This is a genomic window from Pseudomonas sp. O39 (assembly GCF_045447295.1).
Taxonomy (GTDB): Bacteria; Pseudomonadota; Gammaproteobacteria; order Pseudomonadales; family Pseudomonadaceae; genus Aquipseudomonas; species Aquipseudomonas antarctica_A.
This window is the reverse complement of sequence record NZ_JBJGXV010000007.1, coordinates 133256-159572: the sequence shown is the minus strand read 5'-3', so window position 1 is coordinate 159572 and position 26317 is coordinate 133256. Positions and strand designations below refer to the sequence as shown.

Annotated in this window: 20 protein-coding genes; 13 read left to right on the top strand and 7 right to left on the bottom strand. The window is 60.0% G+C overall.

Annotated features, from left to right (window positions below; genetic code table 11):
• The first annotated feature begins 144 nt into the window (after window positions 1-144).
• Window positions 145-957, top strand: a complete 813-nt coding sequence (xthA, locus tag ACI77D_RS13015) for an exodeoxyribonuclease III (protein ID WP_064452971.1) — start codon at window positions 145-147, stop codon at window positions 955-957.
• Window positions 958-1084: 127 nt separating this feature from the next.
• Window positions 1085-2413 carry a substrate-binding domain-containing protein gene (locus ACI77D_RS13010; RefSeq protein WP_221295118.1) on the top strand — a complete coding sequence of 443 codons (1329 nt, stop codon included), beginning with the start codon at window positions 1085-1087 and terminating at the stop codon, window positions 2411-2413.
• A gap of 129 nt (window positions 2414-2542) precedes the next feature.
• Here ACI77D_RS13010 and ACI77D_RS13005 read toward each other — a convergent pair whose 3' ends face one another.
• Window positions 2543-3772, bottom strand: a complete 1230-nt coding sequence (locus tag ACI77D_RS13005) for an acyl-CoA dehydrogenase (protein WP_064452973.1) — start codon at window positions 3770-3772, stop codon at window positions 2543-2545.
• A gap of 166 nt (window positions 3773-3938) precedes the next feature.
• On the opposite strand from ACI77D_RS13005, the gene ACI77D_RS13000 reads away from it, so the two are divergent.
• The 3 genes from ACI77D_RS13000 to ACI77D_RS12990 all read left to right on the top strand — a co-directional run bounded on the left by ACI77D_RS13000 (window position 3939) and on the right by ACI77D_RS12990 (window position 6282).
• The gene (locus ACI77D_RS13000; RefSeq protein ID WP_017136514.1) at window positions 3939-4874 is read left to right on the top strand and encodes a LysR family transcriptional regulator; all 936 of its coding nucleotides are present in this window, start codon (window positions 3939-3941) and stop codon (window positions 4872-4874) included.
• A gap of 99 nt (window positions 4875-4973) precedes the next feature.
• Window positions 4974-5366 carry a MerR family DNA-binding transcriptional regulator gene (locus ACI77D_RS12995; protein ID WP_053256917.1) on the top strand — a complete coding sequence of 131 codons (393 nt, stop codon included), beginning with the start codon at window positions 4974-4976 and terminating at the stop codon, window positions 5364-5366.
• Between the two features lie 16 nt (window positions 5367-5382).
• On the top strand, window positions 5383-6282 hold the full coding sequence (locus tag ACI77D_RS12990; protein WP_407016709.1) for a hydroxymethylglutaryl-CoA lyase: 900 nt from the start codon (window positions 5383-5385) through the stop codon (window positions 6280-6282).
• Between the two features lie 548 nt (window positions 6283-6830).
• Here ACI77D_RS12990 and ACI77D_RS12985 read toward each other — a convergent pair.
• Both ACI77D_RS12985 and ACI77D_RS12980 read right to left on the bottom strand, forming a co-directional pair.
• The gene (locus ACI77D_RS12985) at window positions 6831-12167 is read right to left on the bottom strand and encodes an NEL-type E3 ubiquitin ligase domain-containing protein (RefSeq protein ID WP_407016708.1); all 5337 of its coding nucleotides are present in this window, start codon (window positions 12165-12167) and stop codon (window positions 6831-6833) included.
• Window positions 12168-12234: 67 nt separating this feature from the next.
• A complete protein-coding gene (locus tag ACI77D_RS12980; protein ID WP_407016734.1) occupies window positions 12235-13854 on the bottom strand; it encodes an AMP-binding protein in 1620 nt (539 codons plus the stop codon).
• A gap of 174 nt (window positions 13855-14028) precedes the next feature.
• Here ACI77D_RS12980 and ACI77D_RS12975 point away from each other — a divergent pair, with 174 nt between their 5' ends.
• From ACI77D_RS12975 to ACI77D_RS12960, 4 genes are read left to right on the top strand one after another with little or no spacing between them, the layout of a single operon-like run.
• Window positions 14029-15192 carry an isovaleryl-CoA dehydrogenase gene (locus ACI77D_RS12975; RefSeq protein ID WP_064452976.1) on the top strand — a complete coding sequence of 388 codons (1164 nt, stop codon included), beginning with the start codon at window positions 14029-14031 and terminating at the stop codon, window positions 15190-15192.
• A 12-nt stretch (window positions 15193-15204) separates the two neighbouring features.
• Entirely contained in the window at window positions 15205-16812 is a 1608-nt protein-coding gene (locus tag ACI77D_RS12970) for a carboxyl transferase domain-containing protein (protein ID WP_064452977.1), read from the top strand.
• Between the two features lie 14 nt (window positions 16813-16826).
• Window positions 16827-17633, top strand: a complete 807-nt coding sequence (locus tag ACI77D_RS12965; RefSeq protein ID WP_221295122.1) for a gamma-carboxygeranoyl-CoA hydratase — start codon at window positions 16827-16829, stop codon at window positions 17631-17633.
• Window positions 17630-19555 carry an acetyl/propionyl/methylcrotonyl-CoA carboxylase subunit alpha gene (locus tag ACI77D_RS12960; protein WP_221295123.1) on the top strand — a complete coding sequence of 642 codons (1926 nt, stop codon included), beginning with the start codon at window positions 17630-17632 and terminating at the stop codon, window positions 19553-19555. The genes ACI77D_RS12965 and ACI77D_RS12960 overlap by 4 nt, the downstream gene beginning before the upstream one ends.
• Here the strand turns inward: ACI77D_RS12960 and ACI77D_RS12955 are convergent.
• Window positions 19552-20187: a LexA family transcriptional regulator gene (locus tag ACI77D_RS12955; protein WP_262665323.1), complete on the bottom strand. Its 636-nt coding sequence runs from the start codon at window positions 20185-20187 to the stop codon at window positions 19552-19554. The two genes, ACI77D_RS12960 and ACI77D_RS12955, sit on opposite strands and share 4 nt — an antisense overlap.
• A 130-nt stretch (window positions 20188-20317) precedes the next feature.
• Between ACI77D_RS12955 and ACI77D_RS12950 the strand changes: the two genes are divergently transcribed.
• Window positions 20318-20668: a DUF6124 family protein gene (locus ACI77D_RS12950; RefSeq protein ID WP_407016707.1), complete on the top strand. Its 351-nt coding sequence runs from the start codon at window positions 20318-20320 to the stop codon at window positions 20666-20668.
• Between the two features lie 465 nt (window positions 20669-21133).
• Window positions 21134-22285, top strand: coding sequence for a M14-type cytosolic carboxypeptidase (locus tag ACI77D_RS12945; protein ID WP_407016706.1), 1152 nt, complete (start codon window positions 21134-21136; stop codon window positions 22283-22285).
• 17 nt (window positions 22286-22302) lie between these two features.
• Here ACI77D_RS12945 and ACI77D_RS12940 read toward each other — a convergent pair whose 3' ends face one another.
• Window positions 22303-22842, bottom strand: a complete 540-nt coding sequence (locus ACI77D_RS12940; RefSeq protein ID WP_221295126.1) for a cytochrome b — start codon at window positions 22840-22842, stop codon at window positions 22303-22305.
• Window positions 22839-23921 carry a catalase family peroxidase gene (locus tag ACI77D_RS12935; protein ID WP_407016704.1) on the bottom strand — a complete coding sequence of 361 codons (1083 nt, stop codon included), beginning with the start codon at window positions 23919-23921 and terminating at the stop codon, window positions 22839-22841. Before ACI77D_RS12935 ends, ACI77D_RS12940 begins: the two co-directional genes overlap by 4 nt.
• 168 nt (window positions 23922-24089) lie before the next feature.
• On the opposite strand from ACI77D_RS12935, the gene ACI77D_RS12930 reads away from it, so the two are divergent.
• Entirely contained in the window at window positions 24090-24596 is a 507-nt protein-coding gene (locus tag ACI77D_RS12930) for a sigma-70 family RNA polymerase sigma factor (protein WP_064452985.1), read from the top strand.
• The gene (locus tag ACI77D_RS12925) at window positions 24593-25330 is read left to right on the top strand and encodes an anti-sigma factor (protein ID WP_064452986.1); all 738 of its coding nucleotides are present in this window, start codon (window positions 24593-24595) and stop codon (window positions 25328-25330) included. Before ACI77D_RS12930 ends, ACI77D_RS12925 begins: the two co-directional genes overlap by 4 nt.
• Here ACI77D_RS12925 and ACI77D_RS12920 read toward each other — a convergent pair.
• Window positions 25327-26316, bottom strand: coding sequence for a spore coat U domain-containing protein (locus ACI77D_RS12920; protein ID WP_156526326.1), 990 nt, complete (start codon window positions 26314-26316; stop codon window positions 25327-25329). The two genes, ACI77D_RS12925 and ACI77D_RS12920, sit on opposite strands and share 4 nt — an antisense overlap.
• Window position 26317: the final 1 nt, after the last annotated feature.

Here is a 26317-nt window from a genome sequence, read left to right as displayed (position 1 = left end):
TCAAAAGATGGCGTTCTTATGGGTACGAACCTACGCAGCACCAGTCGTTCCCAGACATTAGCAGTGCATCCGCCCTACCGCCACGCTGGCCCCCGTCCGACTTGTCGGCTAGCATCGCCTTTTTGCCAGACTGGACTGCCGACCATGAAAATCGTCTCCTTCAATATCAACGGGCTGCGCGCCCGCCCTCATCAGCTGGCGGCGCTGATTGAAAAGCATCAACCCGACGTGATTGGCCTGCAGGAAACCAAGGTCCACGATGACCAGTTCCCGCTGGCCGAAGTGCAGGCACTGGGCTACCACGTGTACTACCACGGCCAAAAAGGCCACTACGGCGTGGCCTTGCTCTCGCGCAAAGAAGCATTGAGCGTGCACAAAGGGTTTGCCAGTGATGAAGAAGACGCCCAGCGCCGCTTTATCTGGGGCACCTTCGCCGATGAGAACGGCAACCCCGTGACCGTCATGAATGGCTACTTCCCCCAGGGCGAAAGCCGCGACCACCCCACCAAGTTCCCTGCCAAGCAGCGCTTCTACGCAGACTTGCAGCACCTGCTGGAAAGCCAGTTCAGCAATGACCAGGCGCTGGTGGTGATGGGCGACGTGAACATTTCCCCGGAAGATTGCGACATCGGCATCGGCGCCGACAATGCCAAGCGTTGGCTGAAAACCGGCAAGTGCAGCTTCCTGCCGGAAGAACGCGAGTGGATGGCGCGCTTGAAGAACTGGGGCCTGGTCGACAGTTTCCGTCACTTGAACCCGGACGTGACCGACCGCTTCAGCTGGTTCGACTACCGCAGCCGTGGTTTCGAGGACGAGCCCAAGCGTGGGCTGCGCATTGACGTGATCATGGCGTCCAACGGCTTGCTGTCACGGGTCAAGGATGCCGGTGTGGACTACGATTTGCGTGGTCTGGAAAAGCCATCGGACCATGCGCCGATCTGGCTCGAACTGAGCTGACACCATTACTCAGTGCGGGAGTTGGCGTGCCAGCTCCCACGCGTTGATCAGCGGCGTACCCGTCATATTTATGCAACCTGCCTGACTTAATCTGGCGGCACTCCCTTTGGCTTAAGAAGGTGCCGGCATGATGCTGCGCGTTCTGCTCCTGTTGCTCCTGCCCCTCTACGCTGTCGCCACTCCCCTGCCCGTTCCCGATCAAGGCCCCGCATTGCGTATCCAGGGCTCCAATACCATTGGCGCGGCCTTGGGGCCCGCGTTGGTCAAGGGTTTGATGGAGCACCAGGGCTTGCAGACGGTACATAGCGAGCCCGGCGATGGCGCCAACGAACGACGGGTGATCGGCACGACACGTCAGGGCAAGACCGTGACTATCGAGGTGGCCGCCCACGGTTCCAGCACCGGGTTTAGCGCGCTCAAAAACGCCAGCGCCGACCTCGCGGCGTCGTCCCGGCCGATCAAGGACAGCGAACTGGTTGACCTGGAACCCCAGGGAGACCTGAAAAGCCCCGAGGCCGAGCAAGTGATCGCCATTGACGGCCTGGCAATCATCCTGAATCCGCAAAACCCGTTGAATACCTTGAACACCGACCAACTGGCGCAGATCTTCAACGGCGAGGTTAGCACCTGGGAGGCGCTGGGCGGCACCGGCGGTGCCATTCATTTATATGCCCGGGATGATCAATCCGGCACCTACGACACCTTCAAGGAACTGGTGCTACGCCTGCGCGGTAAGCCTCTCGCAGCATCCGCCAAGCGCTTCGAGTCCAGTGAAGCGTTGTCTGACGCGGTGAGCCATGACCCACAAGGCATCGGGTTCATCGGCCTGCCTTATGTGCGCCAGGCCAAAGCCGTGGCGATTGTCGACGGTGACTCACAACCCATGCAGCCGCTGACCAGCCTGATTGCCACCGAGGATTACCCGCTGTCACGCCGCTTGTATTTCTACTGGCCGCCATCAAGCCATAACCCTTGGGCCAAGGCATTGGTGGACTTTACCCAGAGCAGCAAAGGCCAGGCGATTGTGGCTGCCAACGGTTTTATCGCGCAGCAAGTGCAGGCGATTGGCGTGGAGCCGCGCGACTCAATGCCCGAGGACTATCAGGCCATCGCCCGTGATGCCCAGCGCTTAACGGTGAATTTTCGTTTCGAGGAAGGCAGTGCCAGCCTGGACAACAAGGCTCGCCAGGATTTGCAGCGGGTGGTGGCTTATATCCGCAGCCACGGCAAGCTCGACAGGCACGTGACACTGGTGGGGTTTGGTGATGCCAAGAATGACCCGCAGCGTGCGGCGCTCTTGTCAAAATTGCGGGCGATGGCGGTGCGCCGGGAATTGGTCAAAAGCGGCGTGGTGCTGCGCGATATTCGCGGGTTCGGCGCGCAGATGCCGGTGGCGGCGAATACGGCGGATGAGGGCCGGATCAAGAATCGGCGGGTGGAGGTTTGGGTGTACTGAAGCTTGAGTTTTATGGTGTAAACACTGGCCTCTTCGCGGGCGAGCCCGCTCCCACATTCGACCTCATTCTCATGTTGGAAATCGGTCAATTGTGGGAGCGGGCTTGCCCGCGATAAGGGCGACGCGGTGTTACTGCCCGCTGCGCATCAGCTCTTTAGGCACATACTTGCCGATCTCGAACTTGCCGATCGCCGCGCGGTGTACTTCATCCGGGCCGTCGGCCAGGCGCAAGGTGCGTTGCATGGCGTACATGTAGGCCAGCGGGAAGTCGTTGGACACTCCGGCACCTCCGTGGATCTGGATCGCGCGGTCGATCACCTTCAACGCCACGTTCGGCGCCACGACCTTAATCTGGGCGATTTCGCTTTTCGCCACTTTGTTACCGACGGTATCCATCATGTAGGCCGCCTTCAAGGTCAGCAGGCGCGCCATGTCGATTTCCATCCGCGAGTCGGCGATCTTGTCGATATTGCCGCCCAAGCGTGCCAATGGCTTGCCGAACGCGGTACGGCTGACGGCGCGTTTGCACATCAGCTCCAGCGCACGCTCGGCCATGCCGACGGAGCGCATGCAGTGGTGGATACGGCCTGGGCCAAGGCGACCCTGGGCAATTTCAAAGCCGCGGCCTTCACCGAGCAGTACGTTTTCATACGGCACGCGCACGTTGTCGAACAGCACTTCAGCGTGGCCGTGAGGGGCGTCGTCGTAACCGAATACCGGCAGCGGGCGCACGATCTTCACCCCGGGGGTGTCCACCGGCACCAGGATCATCGAGTGCTGCTGGTGCCGCGGCGCATCCGGGTTGCTCAGGCCCATGAAGATCAGAATCTTGCAGCGCGGGTCGCAGGCGCCGGAGGTCCACCACTTCTTGCCGTTGATCACCCACTCATCGCCCTGGCGTTCGGCGCGGGCGGCCATGTTGGTGGCGTCTGAGGAGGCCACGTCCGGCTCGGTCATGGCAAAGGCCGAGCGGATCTCGCCGCGCAGCAGCGGTTCGAGCCAGCGTTGTTTCTGTTCTGCGTTGGCGTAGCGCACCAGCACTTCCATGTTGCCGGTGTCGGGGGCGGAGCAGTTGAACGGCTCCGGTCCCAGCAAGGAGCGGCCCATGATCTCGGCCAACGGCGCGTATTCGAGGTTGGTCAGGCCGGCGCCCAGCTCGGATTCCGGCAGGAACAGGTTCCACAGGCCTTCGGCTTTTGCCTTGGCTTTCAGCTCCTCCATGATGGCGGTGGGCTGCCAGCGGTCACCTTCGCTGACCTGGCGTTCAAACACCGTCTCGGCCGGGTAAACGTAAGCGTCCATGAACGCGGTGACGCGTTCACGCAGTTCCTGAACCTTGGGCGAATAGGCGAAATCCATGAGCAGCTCCCTTCTCTGAGAGGTTGTTTAGGTCATGCAATCGATGCTAGAACAGCGTTGATAATTTACCTAGCCTATTCTCGGCGTGTATTAACATTCATCACCGATATATGATCGGCGCATGGGCACTTAACAAATCGCCACCTAACAATAAGAGCGCAACGACATGAATCTGAGCAAGGTCGACCTCAACCTCTTTATCGTCTTCGACGCGATCTACACCGAAGCCAACCTGACTCGCGCCGGGCAGATTGTCGGCATCACCCAGCCGGCGGTGTCCAACGCACTGGCGCGCCTGCGCGAGACGTTCAACGACCCGCTGTTCGTGCGCACCGCCCAAGGCATGGTGCCCACGCCGATGGCGCAAAACATCATCGGCCCGGTACGCAACGCGTTGTCGCTGCTGCGGGTGTCAGTGCAGGAAAGTCGGATTTTCAACCCGCAACAGGCGGCCAAGACCTATCGCATCAGCATGACCGACCTTACCGAGGCGGTGATTCTGCCGTTGCTGTTCCAGCGCCTGCGCCGCCTGGCGCCGACCGTGGTGATCGAGAGTTTCCTGTCCAAACGCCGCGAAACCACCAAGGAGCTGGCCGCCGGGCGCCTGGACTTTGCCGTGGACGCGCCGCTTAACACTGACCCGCAAGTGCGCCATGTCAAGCTGATGGAAGACCGCTACGTGTGCGCCATGCGCAAGGGCCACCCGATGGCGGGCAAGGACAAATTCACCCTGGACGACTACCTGTCATTGACCCATATCCATATCTCCAGCCGCCGCAACGGCTTGGGCCATGTCGACCTGGCGTTGGGCAAAATGGGCATCCAGCGCAAGATCGCCCTGCGCTCCCAGCATTACCTGATGGCTTCGCAAGTGTTGCAGCAGACCGACATGGTCATGACCGTGCCCGAACGCTTCGCCCGTCGCCACGAACTGCACTGGTTCAACTTGCCGGTCAACGACGTGCCGCCGGTGGAAACTCACCTGTACTGGCACGAAAGCACCGACCAGGACCCGGCCAACCGCTGGATGCGTGAGCAGATGATCGAGTTGTGCCAACAGGTGACGGCGCATGAGAAGAAGCTCGATGGCAAGCAAGCTTGAGCGTCGCAGGGGGCTTACTTGCGCTGGGCTGCACGGCAGCCCTTGACGTTTACGTCAACGTGCCATTAGCTTAGCGCCAAGACCTTCTTGAGCGCCCCCATGAGCACGACCTACAGCATCTCCGACCTCGCCCGCGAGCTCGACATTACTACCCGCGCCATTCGTTTCTATGAAGAACAAGGCCTGCTGGCCCCTGAACGTCGGGGCCAGGAGCGCATCTACTCGGCGCGAGACAAGGTCAGCCTCAAGCTGATCCTGCGTGGCAAACGCATCGGCTTCTCCCTGGCCGAATGCCGCGAGCTGATCGAACTCTACGACCCTACCAGCGGCAACCACATCCAGCTCAACAGCATGCTGGCCAAGATCGCCGAGCGCCGCGAGCAGCTTGAGCAACAGTTGCTGGATATCGAACAGATGAAACTGGAACTGGACACCGCCGAAGAGCGTTGCACCCAGGCCCTGGCGCAGACCATGAGCCAGGTTGGCCAATAACCAGAAGGTAGCTGCCATGTCCCTCCCCTCACACGTACGCCTGGTGGAAGTCGGCCCGCGCGACGGATTACAGAACGAAGCCCAGCCCATCAGCGTGGCCGACAAGGTCCAGTTGGTGGATGCCCTGACCGGCGCAGGCTTGCGCTATATCGAGGTTGGCAGTTTTGTGTCGCCCAAATGGGTGCCGCAGATGGCCGGCTCGGCCGAGGTGTTTGCGCAGATTCAGCGCAAGCCCGGCGTGACCTACGGCGCACTCGCACCGAACCTGCGCGGGTTTGAAGATGCGCTGGCTGCAGGCGTGAAGGAAGTAGCGGTGTTCGCGGCAGCGTCCGAGGCGTTTTCCCAGCGCAATATCAACTGCTCGATCAGCGAAAGCCTGGAGCGCTTTGCGCCAATCATGGCGGCGGCCAAGCAGCACGGCATCAGCGTGCGCGGCTATGTGTCGTGTGTGTTGGGTTGCCCTTACGAAGGTGACATCGCCCCGGAACAGGTCGCGGCGGTCGCGCGCGAGTTGTACGCCATGGGCTGCTATGAGGTTTCCCTGGGCGACACCATCGGCACCGGCACGGCGGGCGCCACGCGGCAGCTGTTTGAAGTGGTCGGTGCGCAGGTGCCACGGGACAAGCTGGCCGGGCACTTTCATGACACCTACGGCCAGGCGATTGCGAATATCTACGCCAGCCTGCTCGAAGGAATCACGGTGTTCGATAGCTCTATCGCAGGCCTTGGCGGCTGCCCTTACGCCAAAGGCGCTAGCGGTAACGTTGCCACCGAAGACGTGGTGTACCTGCTCAATGGCCTGGGTATCGACACCGGAGTCGACTTGCAGGCGCTGATTCGCGCGGGCCTGCAGATCAGTCAGGTGCTGGGGCGCCCAACCTGTTCGCGTGTGGCAAAGGCCCGTAACGCCGGTTGAGTAGCTTAGCCGTGACAATGTGTTACCGCACCGCTACATATCGAGTAACACGGGAACATATTTTGTCTCATTTGCCGTAGTTCATTTCCCACGAAAAAATCAAACCATTGATTTTAAAGGACTTTTAAAAGTTGGCACGGCTTCTGCTATCTCTATTGCATAACAAGAATAAAAAGCGCCAAACCTAATAAAAATAAGACGAAACGACTCTGACATAACAAAAACAACACGGCAGAGACGCAGCTAACAGATTTTTTTGGAGAAGATGTGCTTCGCAGGGTACGGCGTGCCGAAACCCGCAACCGGTTAGAGAAAAATAAAACTACCTCAGGTAGCTACCCACTGGTTGGATCGATTACGAAGAAGCAGATCAGCGCTCAAAAAAATACGTTTGCTCTTGACCCCGGATGGGGGTCGCCAAAAACAGCGGTAAAGGGTAACGGTTGCCAAAAACAACAATAGACCGCCCCTCAATAATAAAAAAAGAGCACGCAACGACAAATTAAAGGGGACCTTCGGGTCCCCTTTGTGCTTTCTGGCGCACGGGTTCAGACGGGTACGGGCCTATCCAGTATTGATTGGGTAACAGCCACCAGCGCACGTTTTTCCTCTATCGCCCAACGCTCTCCCACCGCAATGCGTTGCGTTGATAGAAAGTCGGCTTGCGGCATTCCCGCAGGCCCGACAATCTGCTGGCGCTCTAAACCAAAAAGCCTCATCACGTCTTCCAATGCCTCGTTTATATCCTCTAAATGCGAGACACGAGCCGCAGCATTCTCGGCCTCATCATAGGCTCTGACGCACGTTTCGAGGTCATCCAGCACCGACGATTGCTCTTGTAGCAATTGTTTGGTTTCACCGAAGTGTTGCTCAATCTCTTGGGCATAGAGACTCGTCAGGTGATTGCCCCAAAAGGTCTCTTCCACCAAGAAGCGCGCCAGCGCACCCGGCACGGCCTCCTGCTCCAGAACGGTTTCGCCAGCTTGGCGGATGAGTGGTTCACTGACCGGGTACAAGTGTGCAAACGTCATGAGGCGCGGCTGAAGCGGTAAGTTGAGCCGATCGGCCAGGGACGTTCGATAAACCAGGTCCACTTCGATACTTTCATTAAAGGGCACTCTGGGCCAATCAACAACACCTGCCGCGTTCGCAATCGCGCGTACCTGGCGCTCCGCGGCGTCTGCGGCGAGAGCCCCTGGCGCGCCCAACTCCGCTGCGGCTTGCGCGGTATCTGCAGCGGCTGTTGCCGCCAGAGCGGCTTCGGCCAAAGCCGCGGCGCCGGGCGAGCCTTGTTCTCCAGCCACCGTCGCAGCCATGTTCAGCGCATCCGCAGCAGCACGTGCGTGCAAGGCCGATTCACGCCCGGCAATATCCGCGCTGACCAGTTTATCCAGCTCCACCAGACGAAAATGGCCCCTAGCCAGCTCTATCAGCATCGGCTCAACCTGCAAAGTACCCGCGTCAACCTTGGCTTTATGAATCCGCACCTGCAGACGGAGTTTGAACAGCACATCAGTGCGTTGGTCCGTACAGGTCCCAGGGGCGTCGACCGCCTTGAAAATTTCCTGACGAAGTGCCTCATCGTCCGAAACATCTTTTATCAGCTCCCAGACTTGCCCAGCGAGCCCGGCACGCGCATTCGCTGCCTTGTAAGTGGCCGAACGGGTCATGTCCGCTATCAACCGAAAGAAAGCATCCGCACCAGGTTCTGACCGAAGGTCGCGCCATAGCTGCTCCAGTTGCACACGTTGAGCGGCCGGCATTTCCTCAAGCCAAATCAACAAGGCAACGCTCTCGGTGACATGCCGTGACATCGCCCTGTCGAGCAATGCCACACCACTGCGCTGTCGATAGGCTTCAATTCGATCCCGGGTTTGCTCGGACAGTGGATTCTCACCCAATGTCGTCCCCCTGTTCTGCTGCGCTGTTCGCTCAAACAGCGTTTCAGGCAGTTCCTGCAGCAGGTTGCCGCGCAAGTCCAGACGCGTTAACCAACGCAGCTCCAGCCCTCCGACAGGCAATACGTTCAATCCGCACCTGGCCAGGTAGAGTTGATCCAACCGCGTCATAGCACTGACATCAGGTGCCAGTAGCAGAGGGTTGTTCGCCAGTGAAAGCACCCGCAAGTGGTTCAAGCGCGCCAACGCAGCCACGCTGTCAGCGGTCAACTGCAGTTGGTTGTCCGCCAGGGACAATCGGCTCAGCCCGCTCATGCTGCCAATAATCTTCGGCAGATAAGTCAGGCGATTTCCACTCAAATCCAGGTGACGCAGCCCCTTGAAGGAACCCAGAAACTCGCCGACATTATTCGAATTCGACAACCTCATGTTTCGCAGCGTCAGGCTTGCGACGTTGGGCATTTCAACCGTTAACGTCGGCAAGTCTTCGACATGCCAATTGCTGAGGTCCAGGGCGTAACCTGTCGCCTCATCGGCATTATTGCGGACGAGATCGGTACGTCGCTGCCAGCACCTCTTGATCCGCTCTGCCACCTTCAACTTAAGAGGCTGAGTGCCTGCCCATTGCTTCAAGTCCTCACTCAAGCGGTCAAATTCAACCTGCATCCGGCGAACCTCCTTGAGCATGAAGGCATCACCCTGCCCCTTGACGTTCAGGTAGTCCTCTATTTGCTCCAGCGTCGAACCGGGATAGAGCTTCTGAGCTTTGAGACGGCATTGAATGGCACGCGTTGAAGGCGTTACCGCGCCGTCACCACGAGCACCTTGAGCCAATCCCATCGGCGATTGATAGCCTTGCTCGACGGCGGGCATATCGAGGGTGTCCCGCAGCTCGGCAGGGGTACGCGCCTGCTGCTGCAAGACACGGCGAAGATTAGTCCAACGCGCTTGCGCCGGGTAAACCATCACCTCGACATCAGGCGTCGGCACCCACTCAAACAGTGACTCGTAGAACCTGTCGGTGTCATAGGCATGCCAGGTACTCCCTACGCGTCCATCGGCACGCTTGATCCAGACATGTCTGCGTTTGGCATCGAGTAGTCCGATACTGTCCAACACCGGCCCTGTGTAGGTGCCGTCACGCAACTCGATACGTACGGTGTCCGACCACCCCGGCATATTCTCCAGGGTGTGCAGGGCGAGACGCGCCATGTCTTCGCTCATGCCTACAGGGAGGTAGAGGCTTTCGTAGGCCCGCTGCAGGCGAAATGCGTCGAGGTATTCGCGCGCCTCTTGCGAAAGCTGCAAAGGCGGTCGTTGGGTGGTAATCAGTTGCTGACGCTGAACCTCATCCATATGTTCCAGCAATTGCTCGACCGCTACGTCGGGCAACGCGGGAAACGCCTCCTGGATCCAGCGTGCAGGCGCGTCTGGACTCTGAGGTACGGCGTTCAACAGCTCATCACGCTTGAGCCGGGCCGCCAGTGCCAGTCGCAGTCTTAACCTCGACAGGGTCATGCCGGGATCACGCGGGCGGCGCAACAAGTTGGTCAGTTCCCACGAGTAACTGCCTGAGGAAGGATTTTTACTGAGTCCTTCGCGCAGCCGGGCTTCCTGGACATCCTCGCCCAACAAGACCTGCAACTGTTCATCGCTCAGCTCCGCGACCACCGTATCAAGCAATTGCCCGCTGTACAGCGCCTGCCTGCTGATCGCTACCTGGGCCTTCGCTTGGGAACCCGCAGGCGCCTGATAAATCGTGGCGCCTTGTTCAGTGTCGATGACACTCAGGCCCCTGGACGGTGGCCAGATTCTTTCGTGGGTCAGCAGTTCCAGCTGCAGGTCAGGATCTGCCTGGCTGTAGACCTCGGCGTCGGGACTGCACATCTGCTCCATAAAAGCGCTGTAACGACGACCGATCTGAAAACGTCGGATGCTCTCGGCCAATAATGGTGGCGGTAGCGACAGGTCGATATACATCCTGCGCAATTGATCTTCGTGAATACCGCTGACCTGGTAAATCTGCTCTAACTGCTCGTCGCTGAGCCCGTCCACCGAAGGGCCTATACGCCGCATAAGCGTGCGCCGGTCCCAACTGAGCGGTTGCTCGAATTCGTGTACCCAGGCGCCCATACCGTTATGCACGACGCGTGGCGCATACCGTCGTAAATCGCTGGGGTGGCGGAGCGTGAATGCGCCATCCGCATTCGCCAGTGCGTAATAACGCCCGTTCTGCGCCGACAAATAACGTTTGCCGGCGTGGGTATACACACCCAGGGAATCCGGGCGCGTGCCCGGTGGTAGGACCACGGATTGTTGGTAATCGTCGACGTCTGGCCTTGCCAGGCGTGTTTTCCCCTGGGGCGAGACCACATGCACCCATCCTTTGACGTACTCAGACTCGCTGATGACCGGAATCAGCGTGTGCCCGGCACCCACAAACGCCAGGTTCAGCATGATCCCTGACGCATGCGCCCACGCCTCTTTCGTATCACCTTCCCTGATCGCGGAAACGGTCTCCTCAAGCTCACTCATCATTTGAATGGCACCGACCATCATCATCAACGGGCCTAACCCCGGCACAACGAATGACGCCAAATTGAGGACATCCAACGCGGCACTGCCAACGGCCTGCAACCATTCACGCTGGGCCCGCGTGTCTTGATCAGCGGTCGACACCACCAGTGCCTTGGCGTTATCGCGGGTCAGGGTGAGCTTCTGCTGCGCCCAGTAGTGCCAATCGACGTAGTACGTTGTTTCGAATATCCGAGGCCGGTGGTGCCCTGCATGGCTGTCTAACGTGAAGTTGTCATGGGGCTCATAGATGTCTTGAGGATCCAGGGTCTGTTTAACCGCGGTAAAAAATTTATGCTGGTACTCAACCGGAATAAATTGACTGAAAAACACCCGGTACTTGAAGACGCACAGACGCTTGGCCAAATCATCGGCCACGGCCCAGAGCGAGGTGTATTCCATCAGGGGCTTGTCTGGGTCACCCGGTATGTAAAGCAGGTAGTTCTCAACCCGCGGGGTGTCCGTGTAAAACAACATGATCTGTCTGGTTTGGACACGCTCGATGGTCGGGGTGGAACACATCATATCGAGTCCCCTCCAAGTGACGACCTTGCTCCCTAGCCGATAGGCGCCGTAATCCATGATCATCTGGAAGCTATCCGCTTCGATGTGTTTACGCGCCAGCGCTATCCGGGCCTGCACCTCCAGTTGTATTTTTTGATACGTCACCAGTTCCCTCAGCAGTGCCGTGGCCGCCGTGCCTGCCTCGGTGCCTGGAGGGTCAACGGGCGCAAGCACTGCGTTAACATGTGCCTGGTACTGCTTACCCAGATCGAGGCTGCGACACAGGGCCGCAAACCGATGAGCAGGCAGTGTCAGCGCCAGCTGTTTGACCGCAAATTCAGTGGGCAATACTGCGCTGTCAGCCTGAAAATCGAACCGGGTAATCAGCTGGCAATCGTCGCATGATCCCGCAATCCCTTCGTCAGCAGAGAAGTTACCCATCGCGGCTTCCAGCAACGTGATGCCGGAGTAGTAATAGTCTCTGGGCCCACCAACGCCTGTGGAAAACGCAAATGCCCCACCAAAATCGCTGCGTTCATCGACACGGTTGCGGTAGTAAATTTTGCGTGCGTAAAAGGTTTTCCTGACATCCAAATCAAGGTTGAGCTGAGCTTTTATCGCCTTGACCAATAACGGCTCGACAAATTCGACGCTGTCCTTGAGCCCATCAAAAACCCGATCGACCGCATTCAATGCAGCCCAACCGTCGGCATGGGCCGTGTGGAGGTTTTCAAGCTCAAGGGTACTGGCGCTGAGGTAAAAGTCCGGCACATCAAGTGCAAATTCAGCCAATTCGCGCTTACGGCGCAATGAAGAGTCGGCATACCAACCCGGGATGTGCTCCCGGATTGGCCCCACATGAATGCTCTGCGCCTCTACCAGTGCGTAGGCGGTGTCTATATCGGGCATATCCGGTCCAGTGAGTGTTCTCAAAAGACCAATTTAATGAGCTACTTTTGCGCCGGGGGCTAAGTAGTTAACGCGTCAGTTCCTCAATGCTGATCTCACGCATGCGAAACTTTTGGATCTTGCCGGTTACGGTCATCGGAAACTCGTCGACGAACTTAAAGTGCTTGGGCGTCTTGAAGTGTGCAATGCGGCCCTTGCACCAGGTTTGCAGCTCCAGCTCGTTGGCGACATGGCCGGGATGGAACTTGATCCACGCCACGATCTCTTCACCGTAACGCGCATCCGGGATGCCGATGATTTGCACGTCAGCCACCGCCGGGTGGGTGAAGAAAAACTCTTCCAGCTCACGCGGATACACGTTTTCACCGCCGCGAATAATCATGTCCTTGTTACGCCCGGCGATGCACACATAGCCGTGCTCGTCCATGGTCGCCAGGTCGCCGGTGTGCATCCAGCCCGCGTCATCGATGGCGTCGCGGGTGCCGTCGGGGTTGTTCCAGTAGCCGAGCATCACGCTGTAGCCCCGAGTGCACAATTCGCCGATCTCTCCGCGTGCAACCGTATTGCCATCGATGTCGATGATCTTGTTTTCCAGTTGCGGCTGAGTGCGCCCGACGGTAGTGACACGGCGCTCGAGGTCGTCATTGGCGCCGGTCTGCAGTGACACCGGGCTGGTTTCGGTCATGCCATAGGCGATCTGCACCTCGCCCATGTGCAGCTCGCTGATGACACGGCGCATGACCTCGATGGGGCATGTAGCGCCGGCCATGATGCCGGTGCGCAGGGTCGACAGGTCGAACTCGCCCCGGCGCGGGTGATCGAGCAATGCGATGAACATCGTCGGTACCCCGTACAGCCCGGTGGCGCGCTCTTCGGCAACGGCAGTGAGCGTCAGCAGAGGGTCGAAGCCATCATTGGGGTAAATCATGGTGGTGCCATGGGTGATGCAACCAAGGTTGCCCATCACCATGCCGAAGCAGTGATACAGCGGCACCGGGATCACCAGGCGATCCTGCGCCGTGAGGCCCAGGCTTTCACCGACCATGTAACCGTTATTGAGGATGTTGTGGTGACTGAGGGTGGCCCCTTTGGGGAAGCCGGTGGTGCCGGAGGTGTACTGGATGTTGACGGCTTGATCGAAGTGCAGGCTGGCCCGGCGGCTGTGCAGTTGTTCGGGCGGGACGCCTGCGCCGAGGGCCGACAATTGTGACCAGGGCAGGAATCCTGCGGGCGGGCTGGGGTCGAGGCTGATCATGGCACGCAGGTCCGGCTGCAACTCTTGCAGCATGGCGTGGTAATCAGAGCCCTTGAACGACCCCGCACACACCAGCCACTGGCAACCGGATTGCTTGAGGACGTACGCCAATTCACTGCTGCGATAGGCGGGGTTGATATTCACCAGAATCACCCCGAGCTTGGCGCTGGCGATTTGGCTGATACACCACTCGGCGCAATTGGGAGCCCAGACACCGAGGCGGTCACCGGTTTGCATGCCCAAGGCGAGGAACGCGCGTGCGTGCAGATCAACAGTCTCGGCCAATTGTCGCCAGGTGTAGCGGCGTTGCTGATGGCGCACCACCAGCGCTTCGCCATCGGGGTATTGCGAAACCGTGTTGTCGAAGGCTTGGCCGATAGTCATGGCCAGCAACGTCTTGTCCTGAGCGCCACGGCTGTAGCTCTGATTCAGTTGATCCATAACGACCCCTTTTGTCTTTTTTGTAAGGTGGACGGCGGTTGCTTGACGTAAACGTAAACTACGATTGACAGCCTCGCAACGCAAGCTTACGTTAACGTAAAGGTGAGCAACCTCCCCCGGCGCTCAACCCACACAAAAACAATGCTCACATTAAGGTGCCTGTCCATGAGTTACCCGTCCCTGAACTTCGCCCTCGGCGAAACCATCGACATGCTGCGCGATCAGGTGCAGTCCTTCGTGGCCAAGGAAATCGCTCCCCGCGCGGCACAAATCGACAGTGACAACCTGTTCCCCGCCGATATGTGGCGCAAGTTCGGTGACATGGGCTTGCTCGGTATCACCGTGCCGGAAGAGTATGGCGGCGCCGGCCTGGGTTACCTCGCGCATGTGGTCGCCATTGAAGAAATCAGCCGTGGGTCGGCCTCGGTCGGCTTGTCCTACGGCGCCCACTCCAACCTGTGCGTCAACCAGATCAACCGCAACGGCAGCCACGCGCAGAAGCTCAAGTACCTGCCCAAGCTGATCAGCGGCGAGCACGTCGGCGCGCTCGCCATGAGCGAGCCGAATGCCGGCTCCGATGTCGTCTCGATGAAATTGCGCGCCGAAAAACGCGGCGACCATTACGTGCTCAATGGCAGCAAGACCTGGATCACCAACGGCCCCGACGCCAATACCTTCGTGATCTACGCCAAGACCGACCTGGAAAAAGGCCCTCACGGCATCACCGCCTTTATCGTCGAGCGCGACTGGAAAGGCTTCAGCCGCAGCAACAAATTCGACAAGCTGGGCATGCGCGGCTCCAACACCTGCGAGCTGTTTTTCGATGACGTGCAAGTGCCGGAAGAAAACATCCTCGGCGTACTTAATGGCGGCGTCAAAGTGCTGATGAGCGGCCTGGACTACGAACGCGTGGTGCTGGCGGGTGGTCCGATCGGCATCATGCAAGCGTGCATGGACCTGATCGTGCCGTACATCCACGATCGCAAGCAGTTCGGCCAAAGCATCGGCGAATTCCAGCTGATCCAGGGCAAGGTCGCCGACATGTACACCCATCTCAACGCGGGTCGCGCCTACCTGTACGCCGTGGCCCGGGCCTGCGAGCGCGGCGAAACCACACGCAAGGATGCCGCTGGGGTGATCCTTTACACCTCCGAGCGCGCCACGCAAATGGCCCTCGACGCGATCCAGATTCTCGGCGGCAACGGCTACATCAACGAATTCCCCGCCGGGCGACTGCTGCGTGACGCCAAGCTGTACGAAATTGGCGCCGGCACCAGTGAGATTCGCCGCATGTTGATCGGTCGCGAACTCTTCAACGAAACCCGCTGACGGAGCGCGCCCATGGCCACCTTGCACACCCAGCTCAACCCGCGCTCGGCGGAATTTGCCGCCAACAGCGCGGCGATGCGCCACCAGGTCGACGCCCTGCACACCCTGCTCGCCCACGTACAACAAGGCGGCGGCGCGAAAGCCCAGGAGCGGCACACTTCACGCGGCAAGCTGCTACCTCGCGAGCGAATCAACCGTTTGCTCGATGCTGGCTCGCCGTTCCTCGAACTCAGCCAACTGGCTGCCCATCAGGTGTATGGCGAAGACGTACCCGCCGCCGGCGTGATCGCCGGGATCGGCCGCGTGGAAGGCGTCGAATGCATGATCGTCGCCAACGACGCCACGGTAAAAGGCGGCTCGTACTACCCGCTCACGGTAAAAAAACACCTGCGCGCCCAGACCATCGCCGAGCAAAACCGCCTGCCGTGCATCTACCTGGTGGATTCCGGCGGCGCCAACCTGCCCCGCCAGGACGAGGTGTTCCCCGACCGCGAACACTTCGGACGCATCTTCTTCAACCAAGCCAACATGAGCGCCCAGGGCATCCCGCAGATCGCAGTGGTGATGGGCTCGTGCACCGCCGGCGGCGCGTATGTGCCGGCGATGGCCGACGAAGCGATCATGGTGCGCCAGCAAGCCACGATATTCCTCGCCGGGCCGCCACTGGTAAAAGCGGCGACTGGCGAAGTGGTCAGCGCCGAAGACCTGGGCGGTGCCGATGTGCACTGCAAGATCTCCGGCGTAGCCGACCATTATGCCGACAGTGATGAACACGCCCTGGCCCTTGCACGGCGCAGCGTGGCCAACCTTAACTGGCGCAAACAGGGTGAGTTACTGCAACGCACACCGGTGGCGCCGCTGTACAGCAGCGAAGAGCTTTACGGCGTGATCCCGGCCGACGCAAAGCAGCCGTTTGATGTGCGCGAAGTCATCGCGCGCCTGGTGGATGGCTCGGTGTTCGATGAGTTCAAGGCGCTGTTCGGCACCACCTTGGTGTGCGGCTTTGCCCACCTTCACGGCTACCCGATTGCGATCCTCGCCAATAACGGGATTCTGTTTGCCGAAGCGGCACAAAAAGGCGCGCACTTTATCGAACTGGCCTGCCAGCGCGGGATTCCCCTGCTGTTCCTGCAGAACATCACCGGCTTTATGGTCGGCCAAAAGTACGAAGCCGGCGGCATCGCCAAGCATGGCGCCAAGCTGGTCACCGCAGTGGCCTGCGCCAAGGTGCCGAAGTTTACGGTGATCATCGGCGGCAGCTTTGGTGCCGGGAACTATGGCATGTGCGGGCGCGCCTACGACCCGCGGTTTCTGTGGATGTGGCCAAACGCGCGCATCGGCGTAATGGGGGCAGAACAAGCGGCCGGCGTATTGGTCCAGGTCAAGCGTGAACAGGCCGAACGTGCAGGCGTCGGGTTCAGCGCCGAGGAAGAAGCCGCCATCAAGCAGCCGATCCTCGACCAGTACGAAACCCAGGGCCACCCCTACTACTCCAGCGCGCGCCTGTGGGATGACGGTGTGATTGACCCGTTGCAGACCCGCGACGTGCTGGCGCTGGCCTTGTCAGCTTCGCTGAATGCCCCCATCGAGCCGAGCCGCTTCGGCGTGTTTCGCATGTAAATGGAGCTGTACCCATGAGCGATTTCAACACCCTCGAACTGATCACCGACAGCCGTGGCTTCGCCACACTGTGGCTCAGCCGTGAAGCCAAGAACAACGCGTTCAACGCCGAGATGATCCGCGAACTGATCATCGCCCTCGACCAGGTGCAGGGTGATTCATCCCTGCGTTTTTTGGTGCTGCGCGGACGCGGCAAGCACTTCAGCGCCGGTGCTGACCTGGCCTGGATGCAACAATCTGCCGAGCTGGACTACCACACCAACCTGGACGACGCCCGCGAGCTGGCCGAACTGATGTACAACCTGGCCAAGCTGAAAATCCCGACGCTGGCGGTGGTACAAGGTGCGGCCTACGGTGGCGCACTGGGCTTGATCAGCTGCTGCGACATGGCGATTGGGGCCGATGACGCGCAGTTCTGCCTGTCGGAAGTGCGCATCGGCCTGGCACCGGCGGTGATCAGCCCGTTCGTGGTGCAGGCCATCGGCGAGCGTGCGGCGCGGCGCTATGCCCTGACGGCCGAGCGTTTTGGCGGCCAGCAGGCACGGGATATCGGCTTGTTGGCGGAAAGTTACCCGGTGGCCGAACTGGACCAACACGTAGAACAGTGGGTCGCCAATCTACTGCTTAACAGCCCGGCCGCCATGCGCGCCAGCAAGGATTTGTTGCGTGAGGTGGGCAACGGCGCACTCACCCCGGCCCTGCGTCGTTACTGCGAAAACGCCATTGCGCGGATTCGCGTCAGCGCCGAGGGTCAAGAAGGGTTGCGGTCCTTCCTGCAAAAACGCTCGCCCAGTTGGCAAGCCCAGGAGCCCCGTTCATGAGTACACTGACCACTGTACTGGTGGCCAACCGTGGCGAAATTGCTTGCCGAGTGATGCGCACGGCCAAGGCCATGGGGCTGACCACCGTGGCCGTGCACAGCGCCACGGACCGCGATGCGCGCCATAGCCGCGAAGCGGATATTCGTGTCGACCTGGGTGGCAGCAAGGCCACCGACAGCTACCTGCAAATCGACAAGCTGATCGCCGCTGCACAGGCCAGCGGCGCCCAGGCGATTCATCCGGGGTATGGTTTCCTGTCAGAAAATGCCGGATTTGCCCGTGCAATTGAGGCGGCGGGTTTGATCTTCCTCGGCCCGCCCGCCTCTGCCATTGACGCCATGGGCAGCAAATCGGCAGCCAAGGCATTGATGGAAAAGGCCGGCGTGCCGCTGGTGCCGGGTTATCACGGGGACGCTCAGGACCTGGAAACCTTTCGCGATGCCTGTGAAAGTATCGGTTATCCGGTGTTGCTCAAGGCCACGGCCGGGGGCGGCGGCAAAGGCATGAAGGTGGTCGAGGAGGTCAGCCAACTGGCCGAAGCCTTGGCGTCGGCCCAGCGGGAAGCGCTTTCATCCTTCGGCAACGGGCAGATGCTGGTGGAAAAATACCTGCTCAAGCCGCGCCATGTGGAAATCCAGGTGTTTGCCGACCAGCACGGCCACTGCCTGTACCTCAATGAACGCGACTGCTCGATTCAGCGTCGTCACCAAAAGGTGGTGGAAGAAGCGCCGGCGCCGGGCCTGAGTGTTGCACAGCGCAAAGCCATGGGCGAAGCCGCCGTGCGCGCCGCCCAGGCGATCGGCTACGTGGGCGCAGGCACGGTGGAGTTTTTGCTGGACTCGCGCGGCGAATTTTTCTTTATGGAGATGAACACGCGGCTGCAAGTGGAGCATCCGGTGACTGAGGCGATTACCGGCCTCGACCTGGTGGCCTGGCAGATTCGTGTCGCCCAGGGTGAGCCACTGCCGATCACTCAAGCGCAGGTGCCCTTGAGGGGGCATGCGATTGAAGTGCGCTTGTATGCCGAGGACCCGGCCAATGATTTCCTGCCGGCCACCGGGCGCCTTACGCTGTACCGCGAATCTGCGCCGGGACCGGGCCGCCGCGTGGACAGCGGCGTCGAACAAGGCGACAGCGTTTCACCGTTCTACGACCCGATGCTCGGCAAACTGATTGCCTGGGGTGAAGACCGTGAACAGGCGCGTCTGCGCTTGTTGAGCATGCTGGATGAGTTCGCCGTGGGCGGGCTCAAGACCAACCTCGGCTTCTTACGGCGCATCATCGGCCACCCGGCGTTTGCGGCAGCTGAATTGGATACCGGGTTTATTCCGCGCTATCAGGACCAGCTACTGCCCGTGGCCGGCGCCTTGAGTGATGAATTCTGGCAGGCAGCGGGCTCGGCATTTATGCAGAGTTTGCCGGCCGGTGACGGTCCTTGGGCGGATACGCGCGGGTTTCGCACGGGATTACCGGCCGATGTTTCGCTGCACCTGAGCTGCAATGGGCAGGATCATCTGGTAAGGCTGTGCCAGAGCCCGCCGCAGTTGCAAGGTGAACAGTTATGGACCGAACACAACGGCGTACGCCGCGCTCATCTGGCGGTGCGTAACGAAGACACCGTGTACCTGCGCTGGAACGGTGAGATGCACGCTGTCAGCCTGTTTGACCCGATTGCGGCGGTCGAGGCCAACCAATCTCATCAGGGTGGCCTCACCGCGCCGATGAACGGCAGCATCGTGCGCGTGCTGGTGGAGGTTGGGCAAACCGTGGAAGCCGGGACCCAACTGGTGGTACTGGAGGCGATGAAGATGGAGCACAGCATCCGCGCGCCGCAAACCGGCGTGGTCAAGGCGCTGTTCTGCCAGGAAGGCGAAATGGTTGCCGAAGGCAGTGCCTTGGTGGAGCTCGAAGCAGCGGACTAAAACTTCGCAGTGGCTTGCACGACGACCCCAAGAATTCGGCAATCGTCGGTGAAGCGTAATTTGGGGTAAGTCGGGTTGAGCGGTACCAGGTAAAGCTGGCCGCTCTCTTCCAATAACTGGCGAAAGGTCGCCTGGGTGCTGTCGGCCCATTGAGCGACCACCAGTTTACCGGGTTCGGCATCGATGGCCGGGTCCACCAGGATCATCATGCCTGCGCCGATGCTCAGTCCGCTCGGGGCGGTCATGGCGTCTCCTGTCACAGGCAGCCAGAAGGCTTCACCGCGGGCGTGGTAATCGGTCAATTCGAATCGCGCAGCGCCGTAGGTCGGGCGTTCTTCACGAACTTCACAGACGCCCTTCCAGTCGCTGACCGGGTAGCGAAAATACGGGTTGTAGTGTTTTTCCAACGCCGGCGCTTCATGGGCTCTCTCGCGAATTTCCAGCGCCACTTCCAGATCGCCCAGCCCTAACTCGGCAAGTACCCGGTTCATGTCCGCCAGGCTGGGCACACGACGTTTGTTGAGCCAATGCCCAACGCCGCCCTGGGACATGCCCAAGCGTTCGGCCAGCTCGTCCTGCGTGACCTTGCGGTCTTTCATGTTGGTTTTGACCAACGCTATCCAGTTATCCATGGGGCGTGACGATACGTTGCGTATTCGCCACGACAATAAACAGTTTGTAGTAATCAATCAAATGACATAAATACGATTCGTATTAATATCAGGTGCAGGTTTTCGACATTCACTCAGAGTACCCGCCCTCATGACGACCAGCCCAAATCACCAGCCTGACGCGGCTGAAACCGACGAACTGTTGCTCATGTGCAACAGCGGCGCCGCCAAGCGCGCACTCGACTATTACTTGAAAGAGGATGTGTCGGCGCCGATCACGGACGCCACGTTTTTCGACATCAAGCCCGGCATCAGCCATGAGGATGCACTGGTGCACGCTTCGGACCTGTTACGCAGTGCGGCAGCAGCAGCCTATGAATCGGCAAGCAGCCGTCAGGGCAACCAGCGGGACCTGGCGTTTTCGGTGGTGTATTTGATTGATATGGCGAAAGCAATGGTGGAGCAGACGTTGCAGGTGCCTGCTGCTCAGGCCACCGCATGACGGGCGCGAAGGAAAAATATTTCTATCGGATGGATAAAAACATTTGACTTGCAAATGATAATGATTACTATTGGACCCAGCTGATCGCGAGATCAGTCGATAGACCAAGGGACCTTAGGTCGGACTCTTGGAATATCTCCTCATCAGGCTAATCACGGTTTTTGACCCGGCTCTTTGGCCGGGTCTTTTTTTTGCCAGTTTCCCTGGCATGGCTTCAGGCTAATGAAGACTGTGTGTTGCTGAATGGTGCGCATGGTAGCAAAAGACCATCCCCAAAACCAAGCCGAACGAACGCTCTAGCCCGGATCTTTGCGAAATAGCGCTTGAGAATCAATCTCATAGATTCTAAGCTGCTGTTGCGTCAAGGATGACGCCCCCTCCCCATGCAACAATTTTGCATCAAGATTTTGCCTGACTCCTGTGTAAGATATCCGCCACAACAATCATACTCAGGCAGCCCAGACTATGACCGTGGCCTTGACCTCCATCAAGATCAGCACCGACTTCGACAGCGGCAACATCCAGGTCCTGGATGCCAGCGACGCTTACCAGCTGTTGCTGGCGATCAAACCCGATACCCGCAGCGCGCATTTCCAATGGTTCCACTTCAAGGCCGAAGGTATGCACGTGGGTCACACCCATACCTTTCGCTTGAGTAACGCCAGCCAGTCCTCCTACAAAAACGCCTGGAGCGGCTACAACGCCGTGGCGTCCTACGACCACATCAACTGGTTCCGCGTGCCCACGCGCTTTGATGGCGAAACGCTGCACATCAGTTTGGAAACCCGCGAGAAACACGCATGGATCGCCTACTTTGAACCCTACAGCCGTAAACGTCATGACTGGCTGATCGGGCAGGCTTTGAACCGCGCCGGCACCCAATTGCTCGCCACCGGCAAAAGTGCAGAAGGTCGCGACATCCAACTGCTGCGCCGCGGCAAAGGTGGCGAGGGCCGGCGTAATGTCTGGATCATCGCCCAGCAACACCCCGGCGAACACATGGCCGAATGGTTCATGGAAGGGATCATCGAGCGACTGCAACAGGACGGTGACACTGAGCTGAAAAAACTCCTGTCTGTCGCCGACCTGTACCTTATTCCGAACATGAACCCTGACGGCGCCTTCCATGGCCACTTGCGCACCAACGCCATGGGCCAGGACCTGAATCGTGCCTGGCAGAACGCCAGCCAGGAGATCAGCCCGGAAGTGCTGTTCGCCCAGCAGCAGATGGAAAAATACGGCGTCGACCTGTTCCTCGATATCCACGGCGACGAGGAAATCCCCTACGTGTTCACCGCCGGTTGCGAAGGCAACCCCGGTTACACCCCGCGTATCGAAGCGTTGGAAAAACACTTCCGCAGTCACTTGAGCGCCCTGATCCGCGACTTCCAGACCACCCACGGTTACACCCGTGACCTGCCGGGCGAGGCCAACATGACGCTGGCCTGTAATGCGGTCGGTGAAAGGTATGACTGCCTGTCACTGACCCTGGAGATGCCCTTCAAGGACAACGACGACGCGCCCAACCCGAAAACCGGTTGGTCAGGTGAACGCTCCAAACAGCTGGGCAAGGACGTATTGAGCACCGTGGCCGAAATCGTCACGGCGCTACGCTAACCGCCCTGCCCCCGGCATCAGTCCTTGGTGCCGGTCATGCTTTGCAGCACGCCGTCGCGACGAATCAGCCCATGGAACAGGGCCGCCGCCAGGTGCAACAGCACCGTCAGGAACAACAGATAGGCGAGATAGCCATGGGCTTTGCGCAACAGCGCAAACAACGGCGCGTTGGCCCCCACCAGCGCCGGCAGTTGCACCGAACTGCTGAGCATTACCGGGTCACCGGCCGCGGAAATCATCGCCCACCCCAGCAGCGGCAACACCAGCATCAATCCGTACAGCACTACGTGCGAGGCCTTGGCGGCCAGCACTTGCCACAATGGCAAATCGACCGGAAGCGGCGGTTGCCGTGTGGAAAAGCGCACCACCAACCGTACGATCACCAACGCCAAGATCGCGATACCCAGCGGCTTGTGCAGATGAATCAGCCACTCATGGCGCTCCGACACCGACGCGGCCATACCCGCTCCGATAAACAACATGGCGATGACCATCAGTGCCATCAGCCAATGCAGCAGACGGGCCAGCGGCGCGAAAAACCGTGGTTGAACATTCATGGCTTCGACTCCAGGGGGGCGCTGTGCAAGGGGCTGACTTCACCGGCGCGGCGCAGGTACGAACTGGCATAGGCAGCCGAACGTGCTGCCAGCAGCGGGTCGTTGGAGGCTTGGATACCATTGGGCAAAATCAGCGGGTCAAAGTTGATATCGCGGCAATCACCCTCCGCTTGCGGCTGGCTGCTTTGCAGCACCAGAGTGCCGGCGTTGAGCACCTTGTGTTCGCCCACCCAGGGTTTGCTCGCATCGTCCAGCGGGTCACCGGGGTTGGCCAGCGTCATGTTCAACTGCCAGCGCAGCGGGCCCGACGTCAGGCGCTGCACCAGGTCTTTTTCCAGGAAGTCGCTGCCCGAGGGCGCGGTATCACCCGCCGCATCCTGGCTCTGCGGCACTACCCCCCAACGCACCGCCTGGCGCTTGCCGTCGGCGCTCACCAGATAAAACGCATTGATGCCGTTGTAGGTTTCAGTCGCGTAACTCGCCGATGGCTTGGCGGTCTTTACCCATGCCAGGAACGGCGCGGTTTCCGGGTGCGCGGCAAAAAACGCCGGCATACTCGCCGGGTTTGGCTTACCGGTCGCAGGGTCTGGCGCGCCGGCCTTGAGCATCTGGTAGAACGCCTCAGGCGTGCCCACCGGGAACACCGGCATGCTGTTCATCCCCGTGCGCCATTGCTGGCCGTTGGCCTGGCTGAATTGCAGCGCAAAGCTGCGAATCGGCACACTGCTGTCCGGCGCATAGGGGTTGCCGCTGGGCAAGGCAAATCGACCAATCACCGGGGTTTTAGCCGCGCTGAACACCTGCGCACTGGAGTAAGCACGCGCGTCGGCGCTGCTCTCGAAGTAACCGGCCACGCACACGCCTTTGGCATGATTGCGTCGGAAGCCCGGGTGCAAACCGTTATTGGCTTCCAGAGCATTGACCAGGTTTTTGGGGCGCAGGCGCTGTGGGTCAAGCGTGCCGTTGACGTAGGCAAACGCCCCAGCAACAACTGCAACCACAGCACCGATACCGGCGAGCCGCGCGATCAGGCTCGCGGTACTCAAGGGAGGACGGGGCGGTGATGAGTGATCTACCATGAACTGACTCCAGGGCCAGAGGCCTAAGGGTTGAAACATAAGGTCGGAGCATTAAGACGAACGCCGATCAGCTCTATTCCCGGGTTCCGGGTTTATTTTTCGGAACCGGGAATAACCCTCAACGCCGGACGTCTCTCTAGTCCCAGCGTAGCGACCAGCCAGACCCCCATGCATGAACTCGACGAACAGTTACGTGAACTCATCCCCAGAATGCGGCGTTTTGCCGTGTCACTGACGCGTAACGCCAGCAGCGCAGACGATCTGGTGCAGTCGACCCTGGAACGGGCGATCATCAGTTGGGCCGATAAACGCCTCGAAGGCGACCTTCGCGCCTGGCTGTTCTCGATCCTCTACCGGCAGTTCCTCGACACCCACCGCCGCAGTCGGCGCTATGCGCGCATGCTCGAATTCTTCACCGGCCGTGACGACGCACAGCCCTCGGTGGAGCGCACGGTGATGGCCCAATCGACCCTGCAAGCCTTCGACCGACTCAACACCGAACAACGCGCCCTGCTGCTGTGGGTGTCGGTCGAAGGCTTAAGCTACAAGGAAGTTGCCAATATCCTGGAGGTGCCTGTGGGCACCGTCATGTCGCGCCTGTCCCGGGCGCGCCAAGCCTTGCGTCAACTCAGCGATGGCGAAATTGCCAGCCCTTCCCTGCGGATACTCAAATGATCAGCCTGCCCCCCAGCGAACGCGATTTGCATGCCTACGTCGACCACCAACTGTTGGAGAGCGACCGTCGCGTGCTTGAAACCTACTTGGCGGCGCACCCCGACATCGCCGCTCAGGTACAGGCCTGGCAGCAGGATGCGCACCTGCTGCGTGCGTCACTGAGCGGGGCCTTGCAACAACCGGCCAACCCCGACCTGGACCCGGCACTGATTCGCCTACGCATCAAGCATCAGTCCCGTCGCCACTTCGCCACCGCAGCCGTGTTGCTGATCGCCGTCAGCCTCGGCGGCGTGGGGGGATGGCATGCCCGCGAAGCCACTCAACCGCCGATGTTGCCGATGGCCGATGCCATGCAGGCTTACCGCCTGTTTGCCCAGGACGGCATCATGCCCGCCGACTACAAGACTCAGGATGGCGGCACCATGCAGGCGTGGCTGGACCGTTATTTCAACCAGGCCCATCGCCTGCCGGACTTGAGCCAATCCGGTTTCAAACCGGTGAGCGGGCGCCTGCTCACCACGGACCAAGGCGCGGCAGCCATGGTGCTGTACGAAGACCCGACAGGTCGCCGCATCAGCTTCTATATCCGCCCGCCGGGCCCGGACAACGGCTTCCTGCCCCGTGGCAGCCGCAGCGCCGATGGCTTGCAAGCCGAATACTGGTCCGGCGCCGGGTACAACTATGCGATGGTCAGCCCGGTGGATCAGCCCGCCACGCAGATGCTGAAGTTCTAGAAGCCCACGTCCAGCACCACGTTGTCGAGGTAGGTGCCACCCGGCGGTGTGGCCTGGTCGGTGTAGATTTTCGCGTTGTAGTTGAATACCTGACTGCCGGTGCCCAAGCCGTTGCCCGGGTTGATCTCTGCCGAGGCGCTGGCCCGCCGCGCTGCGCCCACGCTACCCCAGCGGGTGGAGCCCGCTCCCTGGAAAATGTCATAGGCGAGAAAATTACTGCCAGAAACCATCTGCCGACGGCCGCCCACACTGAGCGGGTTCTGCCCATCGCTGAGCCCTACGGTGTAGGCACTGCCCTTGGTGCAGGCAATGCTGGCCTGCCCGGTGACCGTGGCGAAGGCACTGACCACCGGGGCACTGCCGAATGCGATCGGCGGCGTGGTGATCTGGCAGTCATTGACCACGGTCATGCTGACGTTCAGCGTGGTCGTTCCGCTGTTGATCTCGCGGCCCAGGCAGATCCCGCCAATGCCAATGCCCGAGCAATAGTTCCAGTTCCAGAAAATGCTCAGCGTCTCGCTGTACACACCCGCCGCCACGTTGCTGCCAACGGTGGTAGCGAAGTACAGCGGAACGGTTTTTGTGCCGGGCCCAAACACCAGCCCCAGGGACGCGGCAATGCCGCCACTGCCGCCAAAATCGAACGCGGTACCGCGAGTCATCGGAAAAGACGCGGTGTTGTTGGCGTAGATGGTATAGCTGATGACATCACCGGTCGGCCCAACTAAACCGCCCTGCGACGAACCGGTAACGGTCGCGTAGAAATGGTCGCTGGAAGCCAATACCGACAGCACCGCCGGGGTACAGCTCAAGCCGGCGTTGGTCGTTGAGCTGGGCTGGGACGTGGTGCGCACAGTCATCGAACTTACCGTCGTGCCAAAGCTGGCCGGCACGGTGGCGACCACCGAACACACGGCCTGCACCTGCGCCGACACACCCAGGCTCGCCAATAGCAGCCACACCAACAGCCATTCCTTGACCCTCACT

What these genes read in the sequence shown, in the direction of transcription:
- xthA (WP_064452971.1), top strand. Translation starts at nt 145, where the DNA reads ATGAAAATCGTCTCCTTCAATATCAACGGGCTGCGCGCCCGCCCTCAT.
- ACI77D_RS13010 (WP_221295118.1), top strand. Translation starts at nt 1,085, where the DNA reads ATGATGCTGCGCGTTCTGCTCCTGTTGCTCCTGCCCCTCTACGCTGTC.
- ACI77D_RS13005 (WP_064452973.1), bottom strand. Translation starts at nt 3,772, where the DNA reads ATGGATTTCGCCTATTCGCCCAAGGTTCAGGAACTGCGTGAACGCGTC.
- ACI77D_RS13000 (WP_017136514.1), top strand. Translation starts at nt 3,939, where the DNA reads ATGAATCTGAGCAAGGTCGACCTCAACCTCTTTATCGTCTTCGACGCG.
- ACI77D_RS12995 (WP_053256917.1), top strand. Translation starts at nt 4,974, where the DNA reads ATGAGCACGACCTACAGCATCTCCGACCTCGCCCGCGAGCTCGACATT.
- ACI77D_RS12990 (WP_407016709.1), top strand. Translation starts at nt 5,383, where the DNA reads ATGTCCCTCCCCTCACACGTACGCCTGGTGGAAGTCGGCCCGCGCGAC.
- ACI77D_RS12985 (WP_407016708.1), bottom strand. Translation starts at nt 12,167, where the DNA reads ATGCCCGATATAGACACCGCCTACGCACTGGTAGAGGCGCAGAGCATT.
- ACI77D_RS12975 (WP_064452976.1), top strand. Translation starts at nt 14,029, where the DNA reads ATGAGTTACCCGTCCCTGAACTTCGCCCTCGGCGAAACCATCGACATG.
- ACI77D_RS12970 (WP_064452977.1), top strand. Translation starts at nt 15,205, where the DNA reads ATGGCCACCTTGCACACCCAGCTCAACCCGCGCTCGGCGGAATTTGCC.
- ACI77D_RS12965 (WP_221295122.1), top strand. Translation starts at nt 16,827, where the DNA reads ATGAGCGATTTCAACACCCTCGAACTGATCACCGACAGCCGTGGCTTC.
- ACI77D_RS12960 (WP_221295123.1), top strand. Translation starts at nt 17,630, where the DNA reads ATGAGTACACTGACCACTGTACTGGTGGCCAACCGTGGCGAAATTGCT.
- ACI77D_RS12955 (WP_262665323.1), bottom strand. Translation starts at nt 20,187, where the DNA reads ATGGATAACTGGATAGCGTTGGTCAAAACCAACATGAAAGACCGCAAG.
- ACI77D_RS12950 (WP_407016707.1), top strand. Translation starts at nt 20,318, where the DNA reads ATGACGACCAGCCCAAATCACCAGCCTGACGCGGCTGAAACCGACGAA.
- ACI77D_RS12945 (WP_407016706.1), top strand. Translation starts at nt 21,134, where the DNA reads ATGACCGTGGCCTTGACCTCCATCAAGATCAGCACCGACTTCGACAGC.
- ACI77D_RS12940 (WP_221295126.1), bottom strand. Translation starts at nt 22,842, where the DNA reads ATGAATGTTCAACCACGGTTTTTCGCGCCGCTGGCCCGTCTGCTGCAT.
- ACI77D_RS12935 (WP_407016704.1), bottom strand. Translation starts at nt 23,921, where the DNA reads ATGGTAGATCACTCATCACCGCCCCGTCCTCCCTTGAGTACCGCGAGC.
- ACI77D_RS12930 (WP_064452985.1), top strand. Translation starts at nt 24,090, where the DNA reads ATGCATGAACTCGACGAACAGTTACGTGAACTCATCCCCAGAATGCGG.
- ACI77D_RS12925 (WP_064452986.1), top strand. Translation starts at nt 24,593, where the DNA reads ATGATCAGCCTGCCCCCCAGCGAACGCGATTTGCATGCCTACGTCGAC.